General features: G+C 72.9%; 17 protein-coding genes. 8 read left to right on the plus strand and 9 right to left on the minus strand.

What is annotated here, in order from left to right:
- Nucleotides 1-120: 120 nt before the first annotated feature.
- On the minus strand, nucleotides 121-2,595 hold the full coding sequence (locus AB0O40_RS22845; RefSeq protein WP_365044641.1) for an FHA domain-containing protein: 2,475 nt from the start codon (nucleotides 2,593-2,595) through the stop codon (nucleotides 121-123).
- 249 nt (nucleotides 2,596-2,844) lie between these two features.
- On the opposite strand from AB0O40_RS22845, the gene AB0O40_RS22850 reads away from it, so the two are divergent.
- Both AB0O40_RS22850 and serB read left to right on the plus strand, forming a co-directional pair.
- Nucleotides 2,845-4,464, plus strand: coding sequence for a streptophobe family protein (locus AB0O40_RS22850; RefSeq protein ID WP_365044644.1), 1,620 nt, complete (start codon nucleotides 2,845-2,847; stop codon nucleotides 4,462-4,464).
- Between the two features lie 69 nt (nucleotides 4,465-4,533).
- Entirely contained in the window at nucleotides 4,534-5,733 is a 1,200-nt protein-coding gene (serB, locus tag AB0O40_RS22855; protein WP_365044647.1) for a phosphoserine phosphatase SerB, read from the plus strand.
- A 73-nt stretch (nucleotides 5,734-5,806) separates the two neighbouring features.
- Here the strand turns inward: serB and AB0O40_RS22860 are convergent, their stop codons facing one another.
- The 4 genes from AB0O40_RS22860 to AB0O40_RS22875 form a co-directional block, all read right to left on the minus strand.
- The gene (locus AB0O40_RS22860; RefSeq protein ID WP_365044650.1) at nucleotides 5,807-6,325 is read right to left on the minus strand and encodes a histidine phosphatase family protein; all 519 of its coding nucleotides are present in this window, start codon (nucleotides 6,323-6,325) and stop codon (nucleotides 5,807-5,809) included.
- 236 nt (nucleotides 6,326-6,561) lie between these two features.
- A complete protein-coding gene (locus AB0O40_RS22865; RefSeq protein WP_365044653.1) occupies nucleotides 6,562-6,786 on the minus strand; it encodes a hypothetical protein in 225 nt (74 codons plus the stop codon).
- Between the two features lie 135 nt (nucleotides 6,787-6,921).
- Nucleotides 6,922-7,038, minus strand: coding sequence for an SGM_5486 family transporter-associated protein (locus AB0O40_RS22870; RefSeq protein WP_365044656.1), 117 nt, complete (start codon nucleotides 7,036-7,038; stop codon nucleotides 6,922-6,924).
- Between the two features lie 4 nt (nucleotides 7,039-7,042).
- Nucleotides 7,043-8,362 carry an MFS transporter gene (locus AB0O40_RS22875; RefSeq protein WP_365044659.1) on the minus strand — a complete coding sequence of 440 codons (1,320 nt, stop codon included), beginning with the start codon at nucleotides 8,360-8,362 and terminating at the stop codon, nucleotides 7,043-7,045.
- Between the two features lie 98 nt (nucleotides 8,363-8,460).
- Here AB0O40_RS22875 and AB0O40_RS22880 point away from each other — a divergent pair, with 98 nt between their 5' ends.
- Nucleotides 8,461-9,150: a FadR/GntR family transcriptional regulator gene (locus AB0O40_RS22880; RefSeq protein ID WP_365044662.1), complete on the plus strand. Its 690-nt coding sequence runs from the start codon at nucleotides 8,461-8,463 to the stop codon at nucleotides 9,148-9,150.
- Between the two features lie 30 nt (nucleotides 9,151-9,180).
- On the opposite strand, the gene AB0O40_RS22885 is transcribed toward AB0O40_RS22880, so the two are convergent.
- The 3 genes from AB0O40_RS22885 to fabG form a co-directional block, all read right to left on the minus strand.
- Complete coding sequence (locus AB0O40_RS22885; protein ID WP_365044665.1) at nucleotides 9,181-9,636, minus strand: hypothetical protein; 456 nt, start codon at nucleotides 9,634-9,636, stop codon at nucleotides 9,181-9,183.
- Between the two features lie 138 nt (nucleotides 9,637-9,774).
- The gene (fabI, locus tag AB0O40_RS22890; protein WP_365044668.1) at nucleotides 9,775-10,545 is read right to left on the minus strand and encodes an enoyl-ACP reductase FabI; all 771 of its coding nucleotides are present in this window, start codon (nucleotides 10,543-10,545) and stop codon (nucleotides 9,775-9,777) included.
- A 5-nt stretch (nucleotides 10,546-10,550) separates the two neighbouring features.
- Entirely contained in the window at nucleotides 10,551-11,270 is a 720-nt protein-coding gene (gene fabG, locus AB0O40_RS22895; protein ID WP_365044671.1) for a 3-oxoacyl-[acyl-carrier-protein] reductase, read from the minus strand.
- A 184-nt stretch (nucleotides 11,271-11,454) separates the two neighbouring features.
- Between fabG and AB0O40_RS22900 the strand changes: the two genes are divergently transcribed.
- The 3 genes from AB0O40_RS22900 to tyrS all read left to right on the plus strand — a co-directional run bounded on the left by AB0O40_RS22900 (nucleotide 11,455) and on the right by tyrS (nucleotide 15,699).
- Nucleotides 11,455-12,978, plus strand: coding sequence for a TldD/PmbA family protein (locus AB0O40_RS22900; RefSeq protein WP_365044674.1), 1,524 nt, complete (start codon nucleotides 11,455-11,457; stop codon nucleotides 12,976-12,978).
- Entirely contained in the window at nucleotides 12,975-14,366 is a 1,392-nt protein-coding gene (locus AB0O40_RS22905; RefSeq protein WP_365044677.1) for a metallopeptidase TldD-related protein, read from the plus strand. Before AB0O40_RS22900 ends, AB0O40_RS22905 begins: the two co-directional genes overlap by 4 nt.
- Nucleotides 14,367-14,433: 67 nt before the next feature.
- Entirely contained in the window at nucleotides 14,434-15,699 is a 1,266-nt protein-coding gene (gene tyrS, locus AB0O40_RS22910) for a tyrosine--tRNA ligase (RefSeq protein ID WP_365044680.1), read from the plus strand.
- Nucleotides 15,700-15,803: 104 nt separating this feature from the next.
- Here the strand turns inward: tyrS and AB0O40_RS22915 are convergent, their stop codons facing one another.
- Entirely contained in the window at nucleotides 15,804-16,082 is a 279-nt protein-coding gene (locus AB0O40_RS22915; RefSeq protein WP_365044683.1) for a GlsB/YeaQ/YmgE family stress response membrane protein, read from the minus strand.
- A 214-nt stretch (nucleotides 16,083-16,296) separates the two neighbouring features.
- Here AB0O40_RS22915 and AB0O40_RS22920 point away from each other — a divergent pair, with 214 nt between their 5' ends.
- Both AB0O40_RS22920 and AB0O40_RS22925 read left to right on the plus strand, forming a co-directional pair.
- Nucleotides 16,297-16,623: a DUF3099 domain-containing protein gene (locus AB0O40_RS22920; RefSeq protein ID WP_365044776.1), complete on the plus strand. Its 327-nt coding sequence runs from the start codon at nucleotides 16,297-16,299 to the stop codon at nucleotides 16,621-16,623.
- A gap of 138 nt (nucleotides 16,624-16,761) precedes the next feature.
- On the plus strand, nucleotides 16,762-16,992 hold the full coding sequence (locus tag AB0O40_RS22925; RefSeq protein ID WP_365044686.1) for a hypothetical protein: 231 nt from the start codon (nucleotides 16,762-16,764) through the stop codon (nucleotides 16,990-16,992).
- Nucleotides 16,993-16,997 lie beyond the last annotated feature (5 nt).

The following is a 16,997-nucleotide window of genomic DNA, read 5'->3' on the forward strand; positions in this document are numbered from 1 at the left end:
GCTCGCGCTGGCCCCCCGGTTCGCCGGGACCCGCTCGGCGCAGGACGGACTGGCGGCACCCGGACTTCCGGGTGCCGCCCCGCGGCGTTTCGTGCGTACCGGGCCGGGCCGGCGGCCGGGCTACTTGCGCATGACCTCGGGCTCGTGGCGGCGCAGCAGGCGCGCCACGGCGAAGCCGCAGGCGATGCCGATGAGCAGCAGGACGGCGACGTCGAAGGTCCACTGCCCGGCGGTGGCCTCCCACAGCGGGTCGGTGTTGCCCGGGTTGTCGTGGTCCCACGGCGGCATGAGGTGGCCGAGGTCCAGGGTGGTGCCGGCGGCGCCGATGGCCCAGCGGGAGGGCATCAGCCAGGCGAACTGCTCCAGGCCCGGGGAGTCGTACACCTGGAAGAGGATGCCGGTGAACACGACCTGGACGATCGCGAACATGACCAGCAGGGGCATGGTCTTCTCGGCGGTCTTCACCAGCGAGGAGATCACCAGGCCGAACATCATCGAGGTGAAGCCCAGCGCGATGATCGCGATGCACAGCTCGGCGGCGGGCGGGAAGATCAGGCCCTCGGCGGGCAGCTGGCGGGTGGCGAAGCCGATGCCGCAGATGATCACGCCCTGGATGGCCGTGATCACGCCGAGGACGATCACCTTGGACATGAGGTACGCGGAGCGGGACAGGCCGGTGGCGCGCTCCCGCTCGTAGATGACCCGTTCCTTGATCAGCTCTCGGACGGAGTTGGCGGCGCCGGAGAAGCACATGCCCACCGCGAGGATCAGCATGATCGTGCCGGCGTCGCCGTTGAAGCGGGACTTGCCGGTCGGCGGCGCGAGGCCGAAGTCGGCCGGGATGACCGTGGAGACCACGCCCAGCACGGCCGGCAGGATCAGCATCAGGCCCATGAAGCCCTTGTCCGAGGCGATCACCGAGACGTAGCGGCGCATCAGGGTGAACAGCTGCGCGCCCCAGGCCTGCGGCTTGGGCGGCCGCATCTGCTGCGCGGGCGGCATCGAGACGGACTGCGGGGCGACGGCGTCGATGTCCGCGGCGTACATCTGGTAGTGCTGGGAACCCTTCCAGCGGCCGGCCCAGTCGTAGTCGCGGTAGTTCTCGAAGGCGGAGAACACGTCGGCCCAGGTCTGGTAGCCGAAGAAGTTCAGCGCCTCGGCCGGCGGGCCGAAGTACGCGACCGCGCCGCCGGGCGCCATGACCAGCAGCTTGTCGCAGATGGCCAGCTCGGCCACCGAGTGCGTGACGACCAGGACGGTGCGGCCGTCGTCGGCGAGGCCGCGCAGCAGCTGCATGACGTCCCGGTCCATGCCCGGGTCGAGGCCGGAGGTGGGCTCGTCGAGGAAGATCAGCGACGGCTTGGTCAGCAGCTCCAGGGCGACGGACACGCGCTTGCGCTGACCGCCCGAGAGCGAGGTGATCTTCTTGTCCTTGTGGATGTCGAGCTTGAGCTCGCGCAGCACCTCGTCGATGCGGGCGTTGCGCTCCTCGTCGGCGGTGTCGCCGGGGAAGCGGAGCTTGGCCGCGTACTTGAGGGCGGTGCGGACGGTCAGCTCCTTGTGCAGGATGTCGTCCTGCGGGACCAGACCGATGCGCTGGCGCAGCTCGGCGAACTGCTTGTAGAGGTTCCGGTTGTCGTAGAGGACGTCGCCCTCGTTGGCGGGCCGGTAGCCGGTGAGCGCCTTGAGGAGGGTGGACTTGCCGGAGCCGGACGGGCCGATCACGGCGATCAGCGACTTCTCGGGGACGCCGAAGGAGACGTCCTTGAGGATCTGCTTGCCGCCGTCGACGGTGACCGTGAGGTGGCGGGCCGAGAAGGACACCTCGCCGGTGTCGACGAACTCCTCGAGCTGGTCGCCGACGATCCGGAAGGTCGAGTGGCCGACGCCGACGATGTCGTTCGGGCCCAGGGTCGCGGTGCCGGACTTGGCGAGCGGCTGGCCGTTGACGTAGGTGCCGTTGTGGCTGCCCAGGTCCTTGATCTCGAACCGGCCGCCGGCCGAGCGGAACTCGGCGTGGTGGCGGGAGACCTGGAGGTCGGAGACCACGAGTTCGTTGTCGAGCGCACGGCCGATGCGCATGACGCGGCCGACGTCGATGTGGTGGAAGGTGGTCGGGCTGCGGTCGCCGTAGACGGGGGCCGCACCCGGCCGCCCGCCGCCCTGGTGGCCCTGCTGCTGCGGGACCTGGGGCGGGGCCTGCTGGGCGTACTGCGGCTGCCCGTCGGCGGCCTGGCCGGGCCAGACCGGTGCGCCCTGCTGGGCATGGGCCGTCGGCGCGGCCGCGACGGCGGCGGCCGACAGGTTCAGCCGCGGGCCGTCGGTGGCGTTGCCGAGGTGGACCACGGTCCCGGCGCCGAGGTCGGCGCGCTGCACCCGCTGGCCCTGCAGGTAGGTGCCGTTGGTGCTGCCGTGGTCCTCGAGGGCCCAGCCGCGGCCGGTCCAGCTGATGGTGGCGTGCCGCCACGAGACGCGGGCGTCGTCGATCACCACGTCGCCCTGGGGGTCACGACCCAGGGTGTACGACCTGGACGGATCGAGGGCCCAGGTCCTTCCGTTCAATTCCAGTACGAGTTCCGGCACTCCACGCCCCACTTGTTGTCCCCCGATTTCCCCCTGACGGCAGGGAGTCTAGGGATGGCGAACTTCGGGGGGAACTATTTCAGGCCCGCGCACAGAAGTGGAATCCGGGCCCCGCCGAGTGCGTACGGATCATATGCACCGGGGAGATCCGTGATGACTCGGTACGAATCGGGGGGTCCGGGCATGAGGTCCTCGGGGCGGCGGACGACGCAGGGGCCCGGTGGGGCGCGGGGGCACCGGGCGCCGGTGCGGTGGGCGGAGGTGCTGCTGACCGCCGTCGCGGCGGTGAGCTGGGCGTTGGCGGCGATGGCCGCGGTGGCGGCGGCCGGGCTGCACCTGCTGGGGGCGGATGCGGCCGGTGGTTCGCTGGGGGCGATGACAGCGGCCGCGGTGGTGCTGGCCGTTGGGGGTGCGGTGACCCCGTCGGGGGACGTGTCGGCCTTCGGCCTGTCGGGGCCGGCGGCCTCGGGCGCCGTCGACATCGCGCCACTGGGGGTGTCCCTGGCGGGGGCGCTGGCGCTGGCCGTCGTCTTCCTGCGCTCGGTGCGGTGGTACGGCGGGGACGGCCGCCAACTCGCGGTGCGGGGTGCGGCGGTGGTGGTGCTGTTCGTGGCGATGGCGGGGGGCCTGGTCTGGCTGGGGCACGACGCGGTCACGCTGGACGGGGTACGGCTGCCCGGCGGCGGGAGCGGGGACGGCGGGCCGGCGGTGCCGGGGCTCGGGGACCTGGGCGGTCTCGGGGGGCTGCTGCCGGACCGGGTCGGGGACCTGGTCGAGGCCCGGGCGCGGGTGGGCTTCACCGTGCGGGCCGCCCCCACGCTCCTGGCGGCCGGGCTCTGGGCGGCGGGGGTGCTGCTGGTCGCGGTGTGCGCCGGGCGCCGGACGGCGGCCGGGCGGTGGCTCGGGGCGCTGCGGCCGGCCGTCTCCGCGGTGGTGGCGGTGCTGCTGGTGACGGTGGCGGCCGCGCTGGCCGCCGCCGGGTGGGCGGCGGCCGGTGACGAGCATCCGCGGCGGATCCTGGGCGCGGCGCTGCTCGGGGCGCCGAACGGCGCCTGGTCGGCGGTGCCGCTGGGGCTGCTGGTGCCGTTCGACGGCCGGGTCGGCGGGTCGGCGGCGGGGCTGCTGCCGGATCCGATGGGCGAGCTGCTGGGGGGCTCGGCCGGGGAGCCGGTGACGGTGGCGCGGCTGGCGGGGTACGACGGGCGGGTCTGGCTGCTGGTGGCCGCGGTGCTGCTGGCGGTGGTGTACGGCGGGGTGCTGGCGGGGGTGCGGATGCCCCGGACGGCCGGGCCGGGGGCGTTCGCGCTGCGGGCCGCGGTGCGGGCGGCCGCGGTGTGGGCGGTGGCGCTGCCGCTGCTGGTGCGGCTGACGGGGGTGTCGGTGCGCGCGTCGCTGTCCGTGCTGGGGATCGACGCCTTCGGGGCGTCGCTGGAGCTGCACGGCCGGCCGGTCCCGGCGGCGCTGCTGGGGGCGGGCTGGGGGGCGCTGCTGGGCGGGGCGGGCGCCCTGGCGGCCTGGCGCTGGGCGCCGGTACCGGTGGCGGGTCCGGCCGGGGCGTACGGGCCCTCGCCGGGGCCCTACACGCCCTCGCCGCCGCCGGGGGTGCCGCGGGTGAACCCGTACCGGGACGGGCCGCCGGGGCGGGAGCCCGGTCCGGGGGCCGGGTACGGACGGGACGTGTCCGGGGACGCGACCCTCGCGGGGCCGTCCCCGTGGGGGCCCCGGCGGGGCGGGGGCGGTGGCCGGGAGGCCGAGGAGACGATCGCGGGGGTCCCGCCGCCCCCGCCCCGGCCGCGGCGGCCCGCAGCCGAGCCGTTCACTCCCCCGCCGCCGCCCGGACCCCCGCCCGCTCCCCGGCGGCCACCGGAAGACCGCAGGTAGGGGCGTTTTCGTCCGGGAGATGGGACGGGGGGCGCCACATCGTGGGCAGGACGATACGGTGAGGGCACCATGAGTGCTTCGCAGACCTCCGACGTCCCCACCCTCCTCGTCAAGATCTTCGGCAAGGACCGTCCCGGGATCACCGCCGGGCTGTTCGACACCCTCGCCGCGTACTCCGTCGATGTCGTCGACATCGAGCAGGTCGTCACCCGCGGCCGCATCGTGCTGTGCGCCCTGGTCACCGCCCCCGGCTCCACCCTCGACGGGGAGCTGCGGGCGACCGTGCACAGCTGGGCCGAGTCGCTGCGGCTCCAGGCCGAGATCATCTCCGGTACCGGTGACAACCGGCCGCGCGGCAGCGGCCGTTCCCACGTGACCGTGCTGGGGCACCCGCTGACCGCCGAGTCCACCGCGGCGGTCGCCGCGAAGATCACCTCGGTGGGCGGCAACATCGACCGCATCTTCCGGCTCGCGAAGTACCCCGTGACGGCGGTGGAGTTCGCCGTCTCGGGCACCGAGACCGAGCCGCTGCGCACCGCGCTGGCCATAGAGGGCGCCCGGATCGGCGTGGACGTCGCGGTGGTCTCCGCAGGGCTGCACCGCCGGGCGCAGCGCCTGGTGGTGATGGACGTGGACTCGACCCTGATCCAGGACGAGGTCATCGAGCTGTTCGCGGCGCACGCGGGCTGCGAGGACAAGGTCGCCGAGGTCACCGCGCAGGCGATGCGCGGGGAGCTGGACTTCGAGCAGTCGCTGCACGCCCGGGTGGCGCTGCTGGCCGGGCTGGACGCCTCGGTGGTCGACAAGGTGCGCGCCGAGGTGCGGCTGACCCCCGGCGCCCGCACCCTGATCCGGACCCTGAAGCGGCTCGGCTTCCAGGTCGGCGTGGTCTCCGGCGGTTTCACGCAGGTGACGGACGATCTGCAGGAGCGGCTGGGGCTGGACTTCGCCTCGGCGAACACGCTGGAGATCGTCGACGGCAAGCTGACCGGCCGGGTGACCGGGGAGATCGTGGACCGGGCCGGCAAGGCGCGGCTGCTGCGCCGGTTCGCCGAGGAGGCCGGGGTGCCGCTGGCGCAGACGGTGGCCATCGGCGACGGCGCGAACGACCTGGACATGCTGAACGCCGCCGGGCTGGGCGTGGCCTTCTGCGCGAAGCCGGTGGTCCGGGAGGCCGCGCACACGGCGGTGAACGTGCCGTTCCTGGACACCGTGCTGTACCTGCTGGGCATCACCCGTGAAGAGGTCGAGGCCGCCGACATCGACTGAGCCGTGACAGCGGCGAAGGGCCCCCGGCCGACGGCCGGGGGCCCTTCGCGTCTCGGCCCCGCGGGCCGGGGTGTCAGTGCTGCGGGACCCAGAAGTCCAGCAGGGTGCCGACGCCGTGCTCCACGGACTTCCAGGTGCCGCTGAAGCCGACCACGGCCACCGCGGCGGCCGGGAAGCCGCTGCGGGCCATGCGCTGGAGGGTGTCCCCCTCGGCGCGTCCGGAGAGGGCGTCGGCCAGGGCGTGCATGCCCGGGTTGTGGCCGATCACGAGGAGGTCGGCGACGTCGTCCGGGGTTTCGTTGAGCAGGGCGATCAGCTCGCCGAGGGAGGCTTCGTACAGCCGCTCCTCGTAGAGGGTCTTGGGCCGGTGCGGGAGTTCCTGGACGGCGAGCTTCCAGGTCTCGCGGGTCCGGGCGGCGGTGGAGCAGAGGGCCAGGTCGAAGGTGATGCCGGTTTCGGCCAGCTTCAGCCCGACGGCCGGGGCGTCCTTCCGGCCCCGCTCGGCCAGCGGCCGGTCGTGGTCGGACACCTGCGGCCAGTCGGCCTTCGCGTGCCGGAGGAGGACGATCCTGCGGGGTGTGTCGGCGCTCATGGGTCCCAGCTTCGCATGAAATGAGCCACGGGGCGCAGGGTGTTGACGGGCTCACCCGACCGGTGCGGGCGTGCTCCGGCGCGTGTCCTGCGGGGTCCGTGCGCGGTGGGCGGGGGCGCGCGTACCGGGTGAACACGACGCGGCCCAGCGGCGGGGTCCGCGCGCGGTGGGCGGGGGCGGGCCGGTGCGCGGCCGCCGGCCGGGCCGGCCGCCGGGGGCGGTGCGGGGGCGCGGGGTCAGGACAGGATGCGCAGGAACTGCTCGAAGAGCCCGGCCAGGCCGGTGGCACCGCCGGTCGCGGCGTGCGCCTGGGCCGCGCCGGGTCCGGACAGGAGCAGCAGCAGGGCCGTGAAGGCGAGGGCGGGCAGGATCAGGCCCCACCAGCGCAGCCGGGTCTCGGCGCCGCCCGGGGTGTGCGCGGTGTACCGGCGGGTGGACCGGGTCTGGATGGGGGCCGACATGACCGCCTCCGTGGGTGATCGGCTGGGTGTTCCGTCTGCTTCGAATCTAGGGATTCGAGGCGGCGGCTCCCATCAGGTGATCCACCCACTTGACCCTGAGCTCTACCCCCTAGGGGACGGGGGGTTAACCCCACCTCAGGGGGAGGCGAGGGTCGCGATGATCGCGACGACCACGGTCACGCCGAGCATGGCGCCGAGGATGAGCAGCAGCTTCTTGCGGCTGTTCTGGGGGTTCGGTTCGAGAACGGGCATGGGGTCAGTCTCCCATGCGGCATTCGTCTTCGATCGTCCGGTCCCGGCCGGCCAGCCAGCCGACCACCATCTGCGGCAGCATCAGGCCGGCCATGAGGGCCAGCGGCAGGTCCCAGCCGCCGGTGTGCTGGTAGAGGATGCCGATCAGCAGCGGGCCGGGCAGCGAGATGAGGTAGCCGGTGCTCTGCGCGAAGGCCGACAGCTTGGCCACGCCCGCGGCGGACCGGGCGCGCAGTCCGATCATCGTGATGGCGAGCGGGAAGGCGCAGTTCGAGACGCCGAGCAGGACCGCCCAGACCCAGGCACCGCCAGCGGGGGCGAGGTAGAGGCCGGCATATCCGGTGAGGCCGAAGAGGCCGAGGCCCAGCACGATGACGCCCTGGTTGCGGACGGCGCCGGCCAGCCGCGGGATCACGAAGGCCAGCGGGACGCCCATGACCATGGTGACCGCGAGGAGCACCCCGGCCGTGGAGGCCGAGACCCCGGCGTCGCGGAAGATCTGCGGCATCCAGCCCATGGTCACGTACGCGCCGGTGGCCTGGAGGCCGAAGTAGCCGCCCAGGGCCCAGGCGGTGCGGCTGCGGGCGACCCGGGGGCCGGCGTCGGGGGCGGTGGGCGCGCCCTGCGAGCCGGCGGCGGCGCGGTCCCGGCGGGCCTCGCGGGCCACCAGCAGCCAGGGCAGTACGGCGGCCAGCGCGAGCACCGCCCAGATGAGCAGGCCGGTGCGCCAACTGCCGCCGAGCGCCTGGGTCATGGGGACGGTGGCGGCGGCGGCCAGTGAGGTGCCGACGGCCAGGGCCATGGAGTAGAGGCCGGTCATGGTGCCGACCCGGCCCGGGAACCAGCGCTTGACGATCACCGGGAGCAGCACGTTGGTGAGCGCGATGCCGGCCAGGGAGAGGGCGCTGGCGGCGAGGAAGCCGAGGGTGCCGCTCGCGAAGGGGCGCAGGAGCATGCCGGCGGCGATCGCGGCCATGCCGGCGCAGACCACCGCGGCGGGGCCGAAGCGGCGGGAGAGGCGGGGCGCGGTCACGCCGAAGACGGCGAAGCACAGCGCCGGCATGGAGGTGAGCAGGCCCGCGACGGTGCCGCTCATGCCGAGGCCGGTACGGGTCTCCTCGAGCAGGGCGCCGAGGCTGGTGATGGCCGGGCGGAGGTTGAGGGCCGCGAGCACGATCGCGACGACGAGCAGCGGTCCGAGCCAGCCGGGGGCTTCGCGTTCGGGGGCCCGCTCGGCGCGCGGGGCGGGGGCGGCGGGGCGGGTGAGGGTGCGGACGGGGGCCGGTGCCGCCGTCGTCCCGGCTCGGGTGGGTTCCTCGTGCATGGGACCCACTATAGATTCATGGGATGATTGGTTGTCCAGTCTTCCGACCACAGGTGCGATAGTTCGGTGCCGAGCACACCCCCGATCCAGGAGAGTCCATGCCGCTGACCTCACCCCGGCGCTCCGCCCTCGTCGACCAGGTGATCGCCCAGCTGAGGAACCAGATCACCGGCGGGGAGTGGCCGGTGGGCTCGCGCATCCCCACCGAGCCGGAGCTGGTCGAGCTGCTGGGGGTGGCCCGCAACACGATCCGCGAGGCGGTCCGGGCGCTGGCGCACAACGGCCTGCTGGACATCCGCCAGGGCTCGGGCACCTACGTCCTGGCCACCAGCGAGCTGGCCGGCGTGATGCACCGCCGGTTCGCGGACGCCGACCCGCGGCACGTGGCCGAGCTGCGGTCCACGCTGGAGTCCTCGGCCGCCCGACTGGCCGCCGAGCGGCGCACCGAGCGGGACCTGGCCCAGCTGGACGCGCTGCTGGCCCGGCGCGAGGAGGCCTGGGGGTCCGGGGACGCGGAGCTCTTCGTCGCCGCGGACGTGAGCCTGCACATGGCGGTGGTCGCGGCCTCGCACAACGACGTCCTGATGGGGCTGTACGCGGACCTGGGCGACCTGCTGCGGGACTGGCTGCGCGACGACGTCGGCACCGAGCTGACCCCGGACACCCACATGGACCATGCCCGGCTGGTCGAGGCGATCCGGCGGGGCGACGGGGACGCGGCGGCCTCCGAGGCGGCGGGCTACCCCTTCGAGTGGCTGCGCGGGGCCCCGGGCCGGGCCCGGGACTGATCTCCGTACGACGGCCGCCCCGGCGCGCGGTCAGCCGCGCTCGTGGCTGACCCAGGCCGAGCCGACCTCTTTCCAGCAGCGGCTGGACAGCTGGACGTGGTCGGCCGGGCCGACCGGGACGGCCACGGTGTCGCCGTCCACGTCCCACCAGCGGGCGCACTCCACGTGCAGCCGGACCAGGTCGGTGTCGGGGTACGGGTTGTGGCAGTTGGCGACCACGTGCGAGCCGGTGGTCTCCAGGTCGCAGTCGGCGCCGAAGAGCTCGGCGGACCGGTCGCGGGCGGGCCGCAGCGGGGGCTCCTCGGCCAGCTCCGCGGGGAGGTCCGCAGGCAGGTCGGCGGGCAGCTCGGCGGCGGGCGGGCGACCGGCGGCCCCGGCGGCCGGGTCGAGGGCATCGGAGTCCGCGGCGGCCCCGGGCATCAGGAGGCCGGTCAGGGCGACGGCGCACACCATCAGCGACACCACCCGGCTTCGCCTCGGACGCACCCCGCACCTCCCGAGCCCCGGCCGGGGCGGTCCCGGCGTGATCAGTCTGCGGGAAAGCCGGAGGCCGCGCCTCCGGAAGAGACGCGGCCCCGTGGTGGCGCGTGCGGATTCAGCCCGTACGGACCGGATCGGCGGGTATCAGGCACCCATGGCGTGCAGGCCGCCGTCGACGTGCACGATCTCGCCCGTGGTCTTCGGGAACCAGTCGGAGAGCAGGGCCACGACGCCCTTGGCCGCCGGCTCCGGGTCGGACATGTCCCACTCCAGCATGGAGCGGCTGTTCCAGACGTCCGCCAGCTCGCCGAAGCCGGGGATGGACTTGGCGGCCATCGAACCGATCGGACCCGCCGAGACCAGGTTGCAGCGGATGTTCTCCTTGCCCAGGTCGCGGGCGAGGTAGCGGCTGGTGGCCTCCAGCGCGGCCTTGGCCGGGCCCATCCAGTCGTACTGCGGCCAGGCGTACTGGGCGTCGAAGGTGAGGCCGACCACGGCCGCACCCTCCGTCGAGAAGAGCGGCTTGCAGGCCATGGTCAGGGACTTCAGGGAGAAGGCCGAGACGTGCATGGCGGTGGCCACCGACTCGAAGGGGGTGTTCAGGAAGTTGCCGCCGAGGGCGTCCTGGGGGGCGAAGCCGATCGAGTGGACCACGCCGTCGAGGCCGCCCAGCTCGTCGCGGACGACCTGCTCCAGGCGGGCCAGGTGCTCGTCGTTGGTGACGTCGAGCTCGATGACCTTGACGGGCTTGGGGAGCTTCTTGGCGATGCGCTCGGTCAGGGTGGGCCGGGGGAAAGCGGTGAGGATGACCTCGGCGCCCTGCTCCTGGGCCAGCTTGGCGACGTGGAAGGCGATGGAGGACTCCATCAGCACGCCGGTGACCAGGATCTTCTTGCCGTCGAGAATTCCGCTCATGGTGATCAGTGACCCATGCCCAATCCGCCGTCAACGGGAATGACGGCTCCAGTGATGTACGAGGCGTCGTCCGACGCGAGGAAGCGGACCGCCGCGGCGATCTCCGCGGGCTGCGCGTAGCGGCCCAGCGGGACCTGCGAGACGATGCCGGCCCGCTGCTCGTCGGTGAGCACCGCGGTCATGTCGGTGTCGACGAAGCCGGGGGCGACCACGTTGAAGGTGATGTTGCGCGAGCCGAGCTCGCGGGCGAGGGACCGGGCGAAACCGACCAGGCCGGCCTTGGAGGCGGCGTAGTTCGCCTGGCCCGCGGAGCCGAGCAGGCCGACCACCGAGGAGATCAGGACCACGCGGCCCTTCTTGGCGCGCAGCATGCCGCGGTTGGCGCGCTTGACCACGCGGAAGGTGCCGGTGAGGTTGGTGTCGAGGACCGAGGTGAAGTCGTCCTCGGACATGCGCATCAGCAGCTGGTCCTTGGTGATGCCGGCGTTGGCCACCAGCACCTCGACCGGGCCGTGCTTCTCCTCGATCTCCTTGTAGGCCTGCTCCACCTGCTCGGAGTCGGTGATGTCGCAGCGCACCGGCAGCACGCCGAGGTCCGCCAGCTCCTGCGGCGGCTCACCCGAGCGGTACGTGATCGCGACCTTGTCGCCGGCCTCCGCGAAGGCACGGGCGATGGCGAGGCCGATGCCCCGGTTTCCTCCGGTGACGAGAACCGAGCGGCTCAACGGATCACCCTTTCCCTAGCTGTCTGGTCCCGGAAAACCTATCTGTTCGGCCGACCGTCCGGAGAATCGAGCCTCGACAGGGCATGGAGACCACCTCTGTCGAGTCCCTACAGAAAGATGTAGGCATTCCGGCCGCCCGCGCGACATGATCTGGACGACCGGTCCCGACCACAGGGAGACATCCGTGCCTCATTCCATCGACGCGGCGTTCACGGCGCTGCCGCTGCGGGCGCTCGCCGACGCGGCGCTCGCCAGGGCCCGCGCTCTGGGCTCCGAGCATGCCGACTTCCGGCTCGAGCGGATCCGCAGCGCCTCCTGGCGGCTGCGCGACGCCAAGCCCTCCGGCTCCTCGGACACCACCGACCTCGGATACGCGGTCCGGGTCGTGCACGGCGGCAGCTGGGGCTTCGCCTCAGGTGTGGACATGACCATGGACGGTGCGGCGCGGGTGGCCTCGCAGGCCGTCGCGATGGCGCAGCTGTCCGCGAAGGTGATCAAGGCCGCGGGGTCCGACGAGAAGGTGGAGCTGGCGCCCGAGCCGGTGCACGCCGACCGCACCTGGATCTCCGCGTACGACGTCGACCCCTTCTCGGTACCGGACGAGGAGAAGGCCGCGCTGCTGGCGGACTGGAGCGCGCGGCTGCTGGCCGCCGAGGGCGTGGCGCACGTGGACGCCTCGCTGCTGGCCGTGCACGAGAACAAGTTCTACGCGGACACCGCGGGCACCGTCACCACGCAGCAGCGGGTGCGGATCCACCCCTCGCTCACCGCGGTGGCGGTGGACGAGCAGACCGGCGAGTTCGACTCGATGCGGACCATCGCACCCCCGGCCGGGCGGGGCTGGGAGTACCTGACCGGCACCGGCTGGGACTGGAACGCCGAGCTGGAGCAGATCCCCGCCCTGCTGGCGGAGAAGATGCGGGCGCCGAGCGTCGAGGCCGGGCGCTACGACCTGGTGGTGGACCCCTCCAACCTGTGGCTGACCATCCACGAGTCCATCGGGCACGCCACCGAGCTGGACCGGGCGCTGGGCTACGAGGCGGCGTACGCGGGCACCTCCTTCGCCACCTTCGACCAGCTGGGCAAGCTGGCGTACGGCTCCTCGATCATGAACGTGACGGGTGACCGGACCGCCGAGCACGGCCTGGCCACCGTCGGCTACGACGACGAGGGCGTCGAGGCGCAGAGCTGGGACCTGGTCAAGGACGGCACCCTGGTCGGCTACCAGCTGGACCGGCGGATCGCGAAGCTGACCGGCCTGGGCCGCTCCAACGGCTGCGCCTTCGCGGACTCCCCCGGGCACGTCCCGGTGCAGCGCATGGCGAACGTCTCGCTGCAGCCCGACCCGGGCGGCCTGTCGACCGAGGACCTGATCGGCGGCGTGGAGCGGGGCATCTACGTGGTCGGCGACCGGTCCTGGTCGATCGACATGCAGCGCTACAACTTCCAGTTCACCGGCCAGCGCTTCTTCCGGATCGAGAACGGCCGGCTGGCGGGCCAGCTGCGCGACGTCGCGTACCAGGCGACCACCACGGACTTCTGGGGCTCGATGGAGGCCGTCGGCGGCCCCCAGACCTACGTCCTGGGCGGTGCCTTCAACTGCGGCAAGGCCCAGCCGGGCCAGGTCGCGGCCGTCTCGCACGGCTGTCCGTCGGCGCTGTTCCGCGGCGTCAACATCTTGAACACCACGCAGGAGGCCGGCCGATGACCCGGAGCACGAAGCCCCACGAGATCGTCGAGCGGGCCCTGGAGCTCTCCACCGCCGACGGCTGCGTGGTGATCGCGGACGAGGAGTCCACGGCCAACCTCCGCTGGGCGGGCAACGCCCTCACCACCAACGGCGTCACCCGGGGCCGGACCCTCACGGTGATCGCCACGGTGGACGGCAAGGAGGGCACCGCCTCGGGGGTGGTGTCCCGGTCGGCGGTCACCGCCGAGGACCTGGAGCCGCTGGTGCGGGCCGCCGAGGCGGCGGCGCGCGGCGCGGCCCCGGCCGAGGACGCCCAGCCGCTGGTCGGCGGCGTGGCACCGGCCGCGGACTTCACCGAGCCGCCGGCCGAGACCTCCTCCGCCGTCTTCGCCGACTTCGCGCCGGCGCTTGGCGAGGCCTTCGCCCGGGCCCGGGCCGGCGGCCGGGAGCTGTACGGGTTCGCCAACCACGAGCTGGTCTCCACGTACCTGGGCACCTCGACCGGTCTGCGACTGCGTCACGACCAGCCCAACGGCACCCTCGAACTGAACGCGAAGTCCCCCGACAGGCAGCGCTCAGCCTGGGCCGGCCGCTCCACCCGCGACTTCAAGGACGTGGACCCGGCGGCCCTGGACGCCGAGCTGGCCAAGCGGCTGGGCTGGGCGGAGCGCCGGATCGAGCTGCCGGCCGGCCGGTACGAGACGCTGCTGCCGCCCACCGCGGTGGCGGACCTGCTGATCTACCAGATGTGGTCGGCCGCGGCCCGGGACGCCGTGGAGGGCCGCACGGTCTTCGCCAAGCCCGGCGGCGGCACCCGGCTGGGCGAGCGGCTGTCGCAGCTGCCGCTGACCCTGCGCAGCGACCCGCACCACCCGGGGCTGGAGTCGGCGCCCTTCGTGATCGCGCACAGCTCGGGCGACGACGCGTCGGTGTTCGACAACGGCCTGCCGGTGCCGGCGGTGGAGTGGATGCGCGCGGGCGAGCTGGCGCACCTGACCACCACCCGGCACACCGCTGCCCTGACCGGCCTGCCGCACTCCCCGGGGGTGGGGAACCTGATCCTGGACGGGGGCGGCGAGCGGTCCCTGGACGAGATGGTGGCGGCCACCGAGCGGGGCCTGCTGCTCACCTGCCTGTGGTACATCCGCGAGGTGGACCCGGCCACGCTGCTGCTCACCGGCCTCACCCGGGACGGGGTGTACCTGGTGGAGAACGGCGAGGTGGTGGGCGAGGTGAACAACTTCCGCTTCAACGAGTCGCCGGTCGACCTGCTCTCCCGGGCCACCGAGGCCGGGCGCACCGAGCAGACGCTGCCGCGCGAGTGGAGCGACTGGTTCACCCGGGCGGCGATGCCGCCCGTGCGCATTCCCGATTTCAACATGAGCTCGGTCAGCAAGGGCGTGTGACCCCCATAGACTGGGCGGGGCAGCCCGCACGCTGCCCCTTCACCGTGCAATAAGGAGTCGAGAGACCGTGACGGACATCGTCGACGAACTGAAGTGGCGTGGGCTCTTCGCCCAGTCCACGGACGAAGAAGCGCTGCGCAAGGCCTTCGCGGACGGTCCCGTCACGTTCTATTGCGGCTTCGACCCGACCGCGGCCTCGCTGCACGTGGGACACCTGGTGCAGGTGCTCACCGTCCGCCGGCTCCAGCAGGCCGGGCACCGGCCGCTGGCGCTGGTCGGCGGGGCCACCGGGCAGATCGGCGACCCGCGGCCCAGCGCCGAGCGCACCCTGAACGACCCGGAGACGGTCGCGAACTGGGTGACCCGGCTGCGGACGCAGATCGAGCCGTTCCTGTCCTTCGAGGGCGAGAACGCCGCGGTCATGGTCAACAACCTGGACTGGACGGCGGGCCTGTCCGCCATCGAGTTCCTGCGGGACATCGGCAAGCACTTCCGCGTCAACAAGATGCTCACCAAGGACTCGGTCGCCCGCCGGCTGGAGTCGCAGGAGGGCATCAGCTACACCGAGTTCAGCTACCAGCTCCTCCAGGGCATGGACTTCCTCGAGCTGTACCGCCGGTACGGCTGCACGCTCCAGCAGGGCGGCTCGGACCAGTGGGGCAACCTGGTGGCCGGGCTCGACCTGATCCACAAGCTGGAGCCGGAGGCGCACGTCCACGCGCTGGCGACGCCCCTGATGGTCAAGGCGGACGGCACCAAGTTCGGCAAGACCGAGGGCGGGGCCGTCTGGCTGGACCCGGAGATGACCACGCCGTACGCCTTCTACCAGTTCTGGCTGAACGTCGACGACCGGGACGTCTCCACCTACCTGCGGATCCTCTCCTTCAAGAGCCGCGCGGAGCTGGAGGAGCTGGAGGCGCAGACCGCCGAGCGGCCGCAGGCGCGTGCCGCGCAGCGGGCGCTGGCGGAGGAGCTGACCACGCTGGTGCACGGCGCGGACCAGTGCGCCGCCGTGATCGCCGCGTCCAAGGCGCTGTTCGGGCAGGGCGAGCTCGCCGAGCTGGACGAGCCCACCCTGCGGGCGGCCCTCTCCGAGCTGCCGCGGGCGCAGGTGGCCGAGGCCGGTCTGGTGACCGACCTCTTCGCCGAGACGGGCCTGGTCGCCAGCAAGTCGGCCGGCCGCCGCACGGTCAAGGAGGGCGGCGCGTACGTGAACAACGTCAAGATCACCGCCGAGGACGCGGTGCCCGCCAAGGAGGACCTGCTGCACGGGCGCTGGCTGGTACTGCGCCGCGGCAAGAAGAACCTGGCGGCGGTCGAGGTCACCGGCTGACCCGCGGCACCCCGGCACACCGAGGGGCCGGCACGGACGACGCGTCCGTGCCGGCCCCTTCGCCGTCCCGGGATGCCGGTGCCCCGGCCCCGGGCCGCGCCGCGCTAGGTCGTCTGGCGGCGGTTGCCGCGCATCATCAGGTACAGCATGTCGCCCACGCCGACCACGGCGACCGCGCCGGCCAGCTGGAGCAGGTGGCGGATCCAGTCGATGCCCTTGGTGTCATTGACCCCGATCCAGGTCGCGACGGCGTTCCCGAGGACACCGCCGATGATGCCGAAGACCGTGGTGAGCCAGAGCGGCTGGTGCTGTTTGCCCGGGAGGATGGCCCGGGCTATCAGTCCCAGCACGAAACCCACGATGATCGCCCACAACCAACTCATGTCGCCTCCTCGTGCAGCGCGTGATGCGCAGGTGCGCCCAGTGTCATCCGGCTGGGCGAACGGCGCATGTCGGACAGCGCCGAATGTGGGACGCCCGTCCGGCTCGTCCGCCATTGGCCTGACCCCGCCCTCAACGGCGCGCGGAGCCGGGCGTACCGTGGAAGGGGTCCGGGCGAGGGAGTGTCCGGCGCGACGAGGCGGGGTGGGTGCAGTGCTGCGGAAGCGGAAGGACGACGGAGTCTTCCGGATCACCGGGGCCCGGCAGGGTCTGGCCGAGGACGTGCGCGGCCGCCAGCGGCGTTATGTGATCTCCATGGGGATCCGCACGCTGTCGGTGATCGCGACGGTGGTGTTGTGGAACGTACAGCGGCCCATCGCGGTGGTCACGCTGATCGCGGGTGCGCTGCTGCCGTACGTGGCGGTGGTGATCGCGAACGCGGGCCGTGAGACGACCCCCTCGCTGCCCTCGAACTTCATCCCGGCGCCGGTGCGGCCGGCCCTCGGGACCGGAAACCTCAATAAAAGCTCAGATCAATCATGAAGTTCCGGTGCACCGCACCCGGTCGTGCGTGACATACTGCCTACGCGCTCCGCATCCCCCGTCGGAGCGACAGACCGACGCCGGGCAGCTCCCCCCGTGGCTGCTCGGCGTCGTCATGTTCTCTCTTAGGGTTGAGGCGTGAACTCCCCTATCGAGACCGAAGTCCCCACCTGTTCCGCCAAGGGCTGCCGCGATGCGGCGGTCTGGGTGCTGGCCTGGAACAACCCGAAACTGCACACGCCCGAGCGCCGCAAGACCTGGCTGGCCTGCGAGGAGCACCGCGAGCACCTGTCGCAGTTCCTGGGCGTGCGGGGGTTCCTCAAGGACGTGGTGAAATTCGAGGACTGGTCGGACCCCGAAGCCGGCTGAGGGCC

Source organism: Streptomyces sp. NPDC089919, assembly GCF_040684615.1.
Lineage (GTDB): Bacteria > Actinomycetota > Actinomycetes > Streptomycetales > Streptomycetaceae > Streptomyces.

What these genes read in the sequence shown, in the direction of transcription:
- AB0O40_RS22870 (WP_365044656.1), bottom strand. Translation starts at nt 7,038, where the DNA reads ATGCCCGTTCTCGAACCGAACCCCCAGAACAGCCGCAAGAAGCTGCTG.
- AB0O40_RS22865 (WP_365044653.1), bottom strand. Translation starts at nt 6,786, where the DNA reads ATGTCGGCCCCCATCCAGACCCGGTCCACCCGCCGGTACACCGCGCAC.
- AB0O40_RS22875 (WP_365044659.1), bottom strand. Translation starts at nt 8,362, where the DNA reads ATGCACGAGGAACCCACCCGAGCCGGGACGACGGCGGCACCGGCCCCC.
- AB0O40_RS22915 (WP_365044683.1), bottom strand. Translation starts at nt 16,082, where the DNA reads ATGAGTTGGTTGTGGGCGATCATCGTGGGTTTCGTGCTGGGACTGATA.
- AB0O40_RS22880 (WP_365044662.1), top strand. Translation starts at nt 8,461, where the DNA reads ATGCCGCTGACCTCACCCCGGCGCTCCGCCCTCGTCGACCAGGTGATC.
- AB0O40_RS22860 (WP_365044650.1), bottom strand. Translation starts at nt 6,325, where the DNA reads ATGAGCGCCGACACACCCCGCAGGATCGTCCTCCTCCGGCACGCGAAG.
- AB0O40_RS22905 (WP_365044677.1), top strand. Translation starts at nt 12,975, where the DNA reads ATGACCCGGAGCACGAAGCCCCACGAGATCGTCGAGCGGGCCCTGGAG.
- serB (WP_365044647.1), top strand. Translation starts at nt 4,534, where the DNA reads ATGAGTGCTTCGCAGACCTCCGACGTCCCCACCCTCCTCGTCAAGATC.
- fabI (WP_365044668.1), bottom strand. Translation starts at nt 10,545, where the DNA reads ATGAGCGGAATTCTCGACGGCAAGAAGATCCTGGTCACCGGCGTGCTG.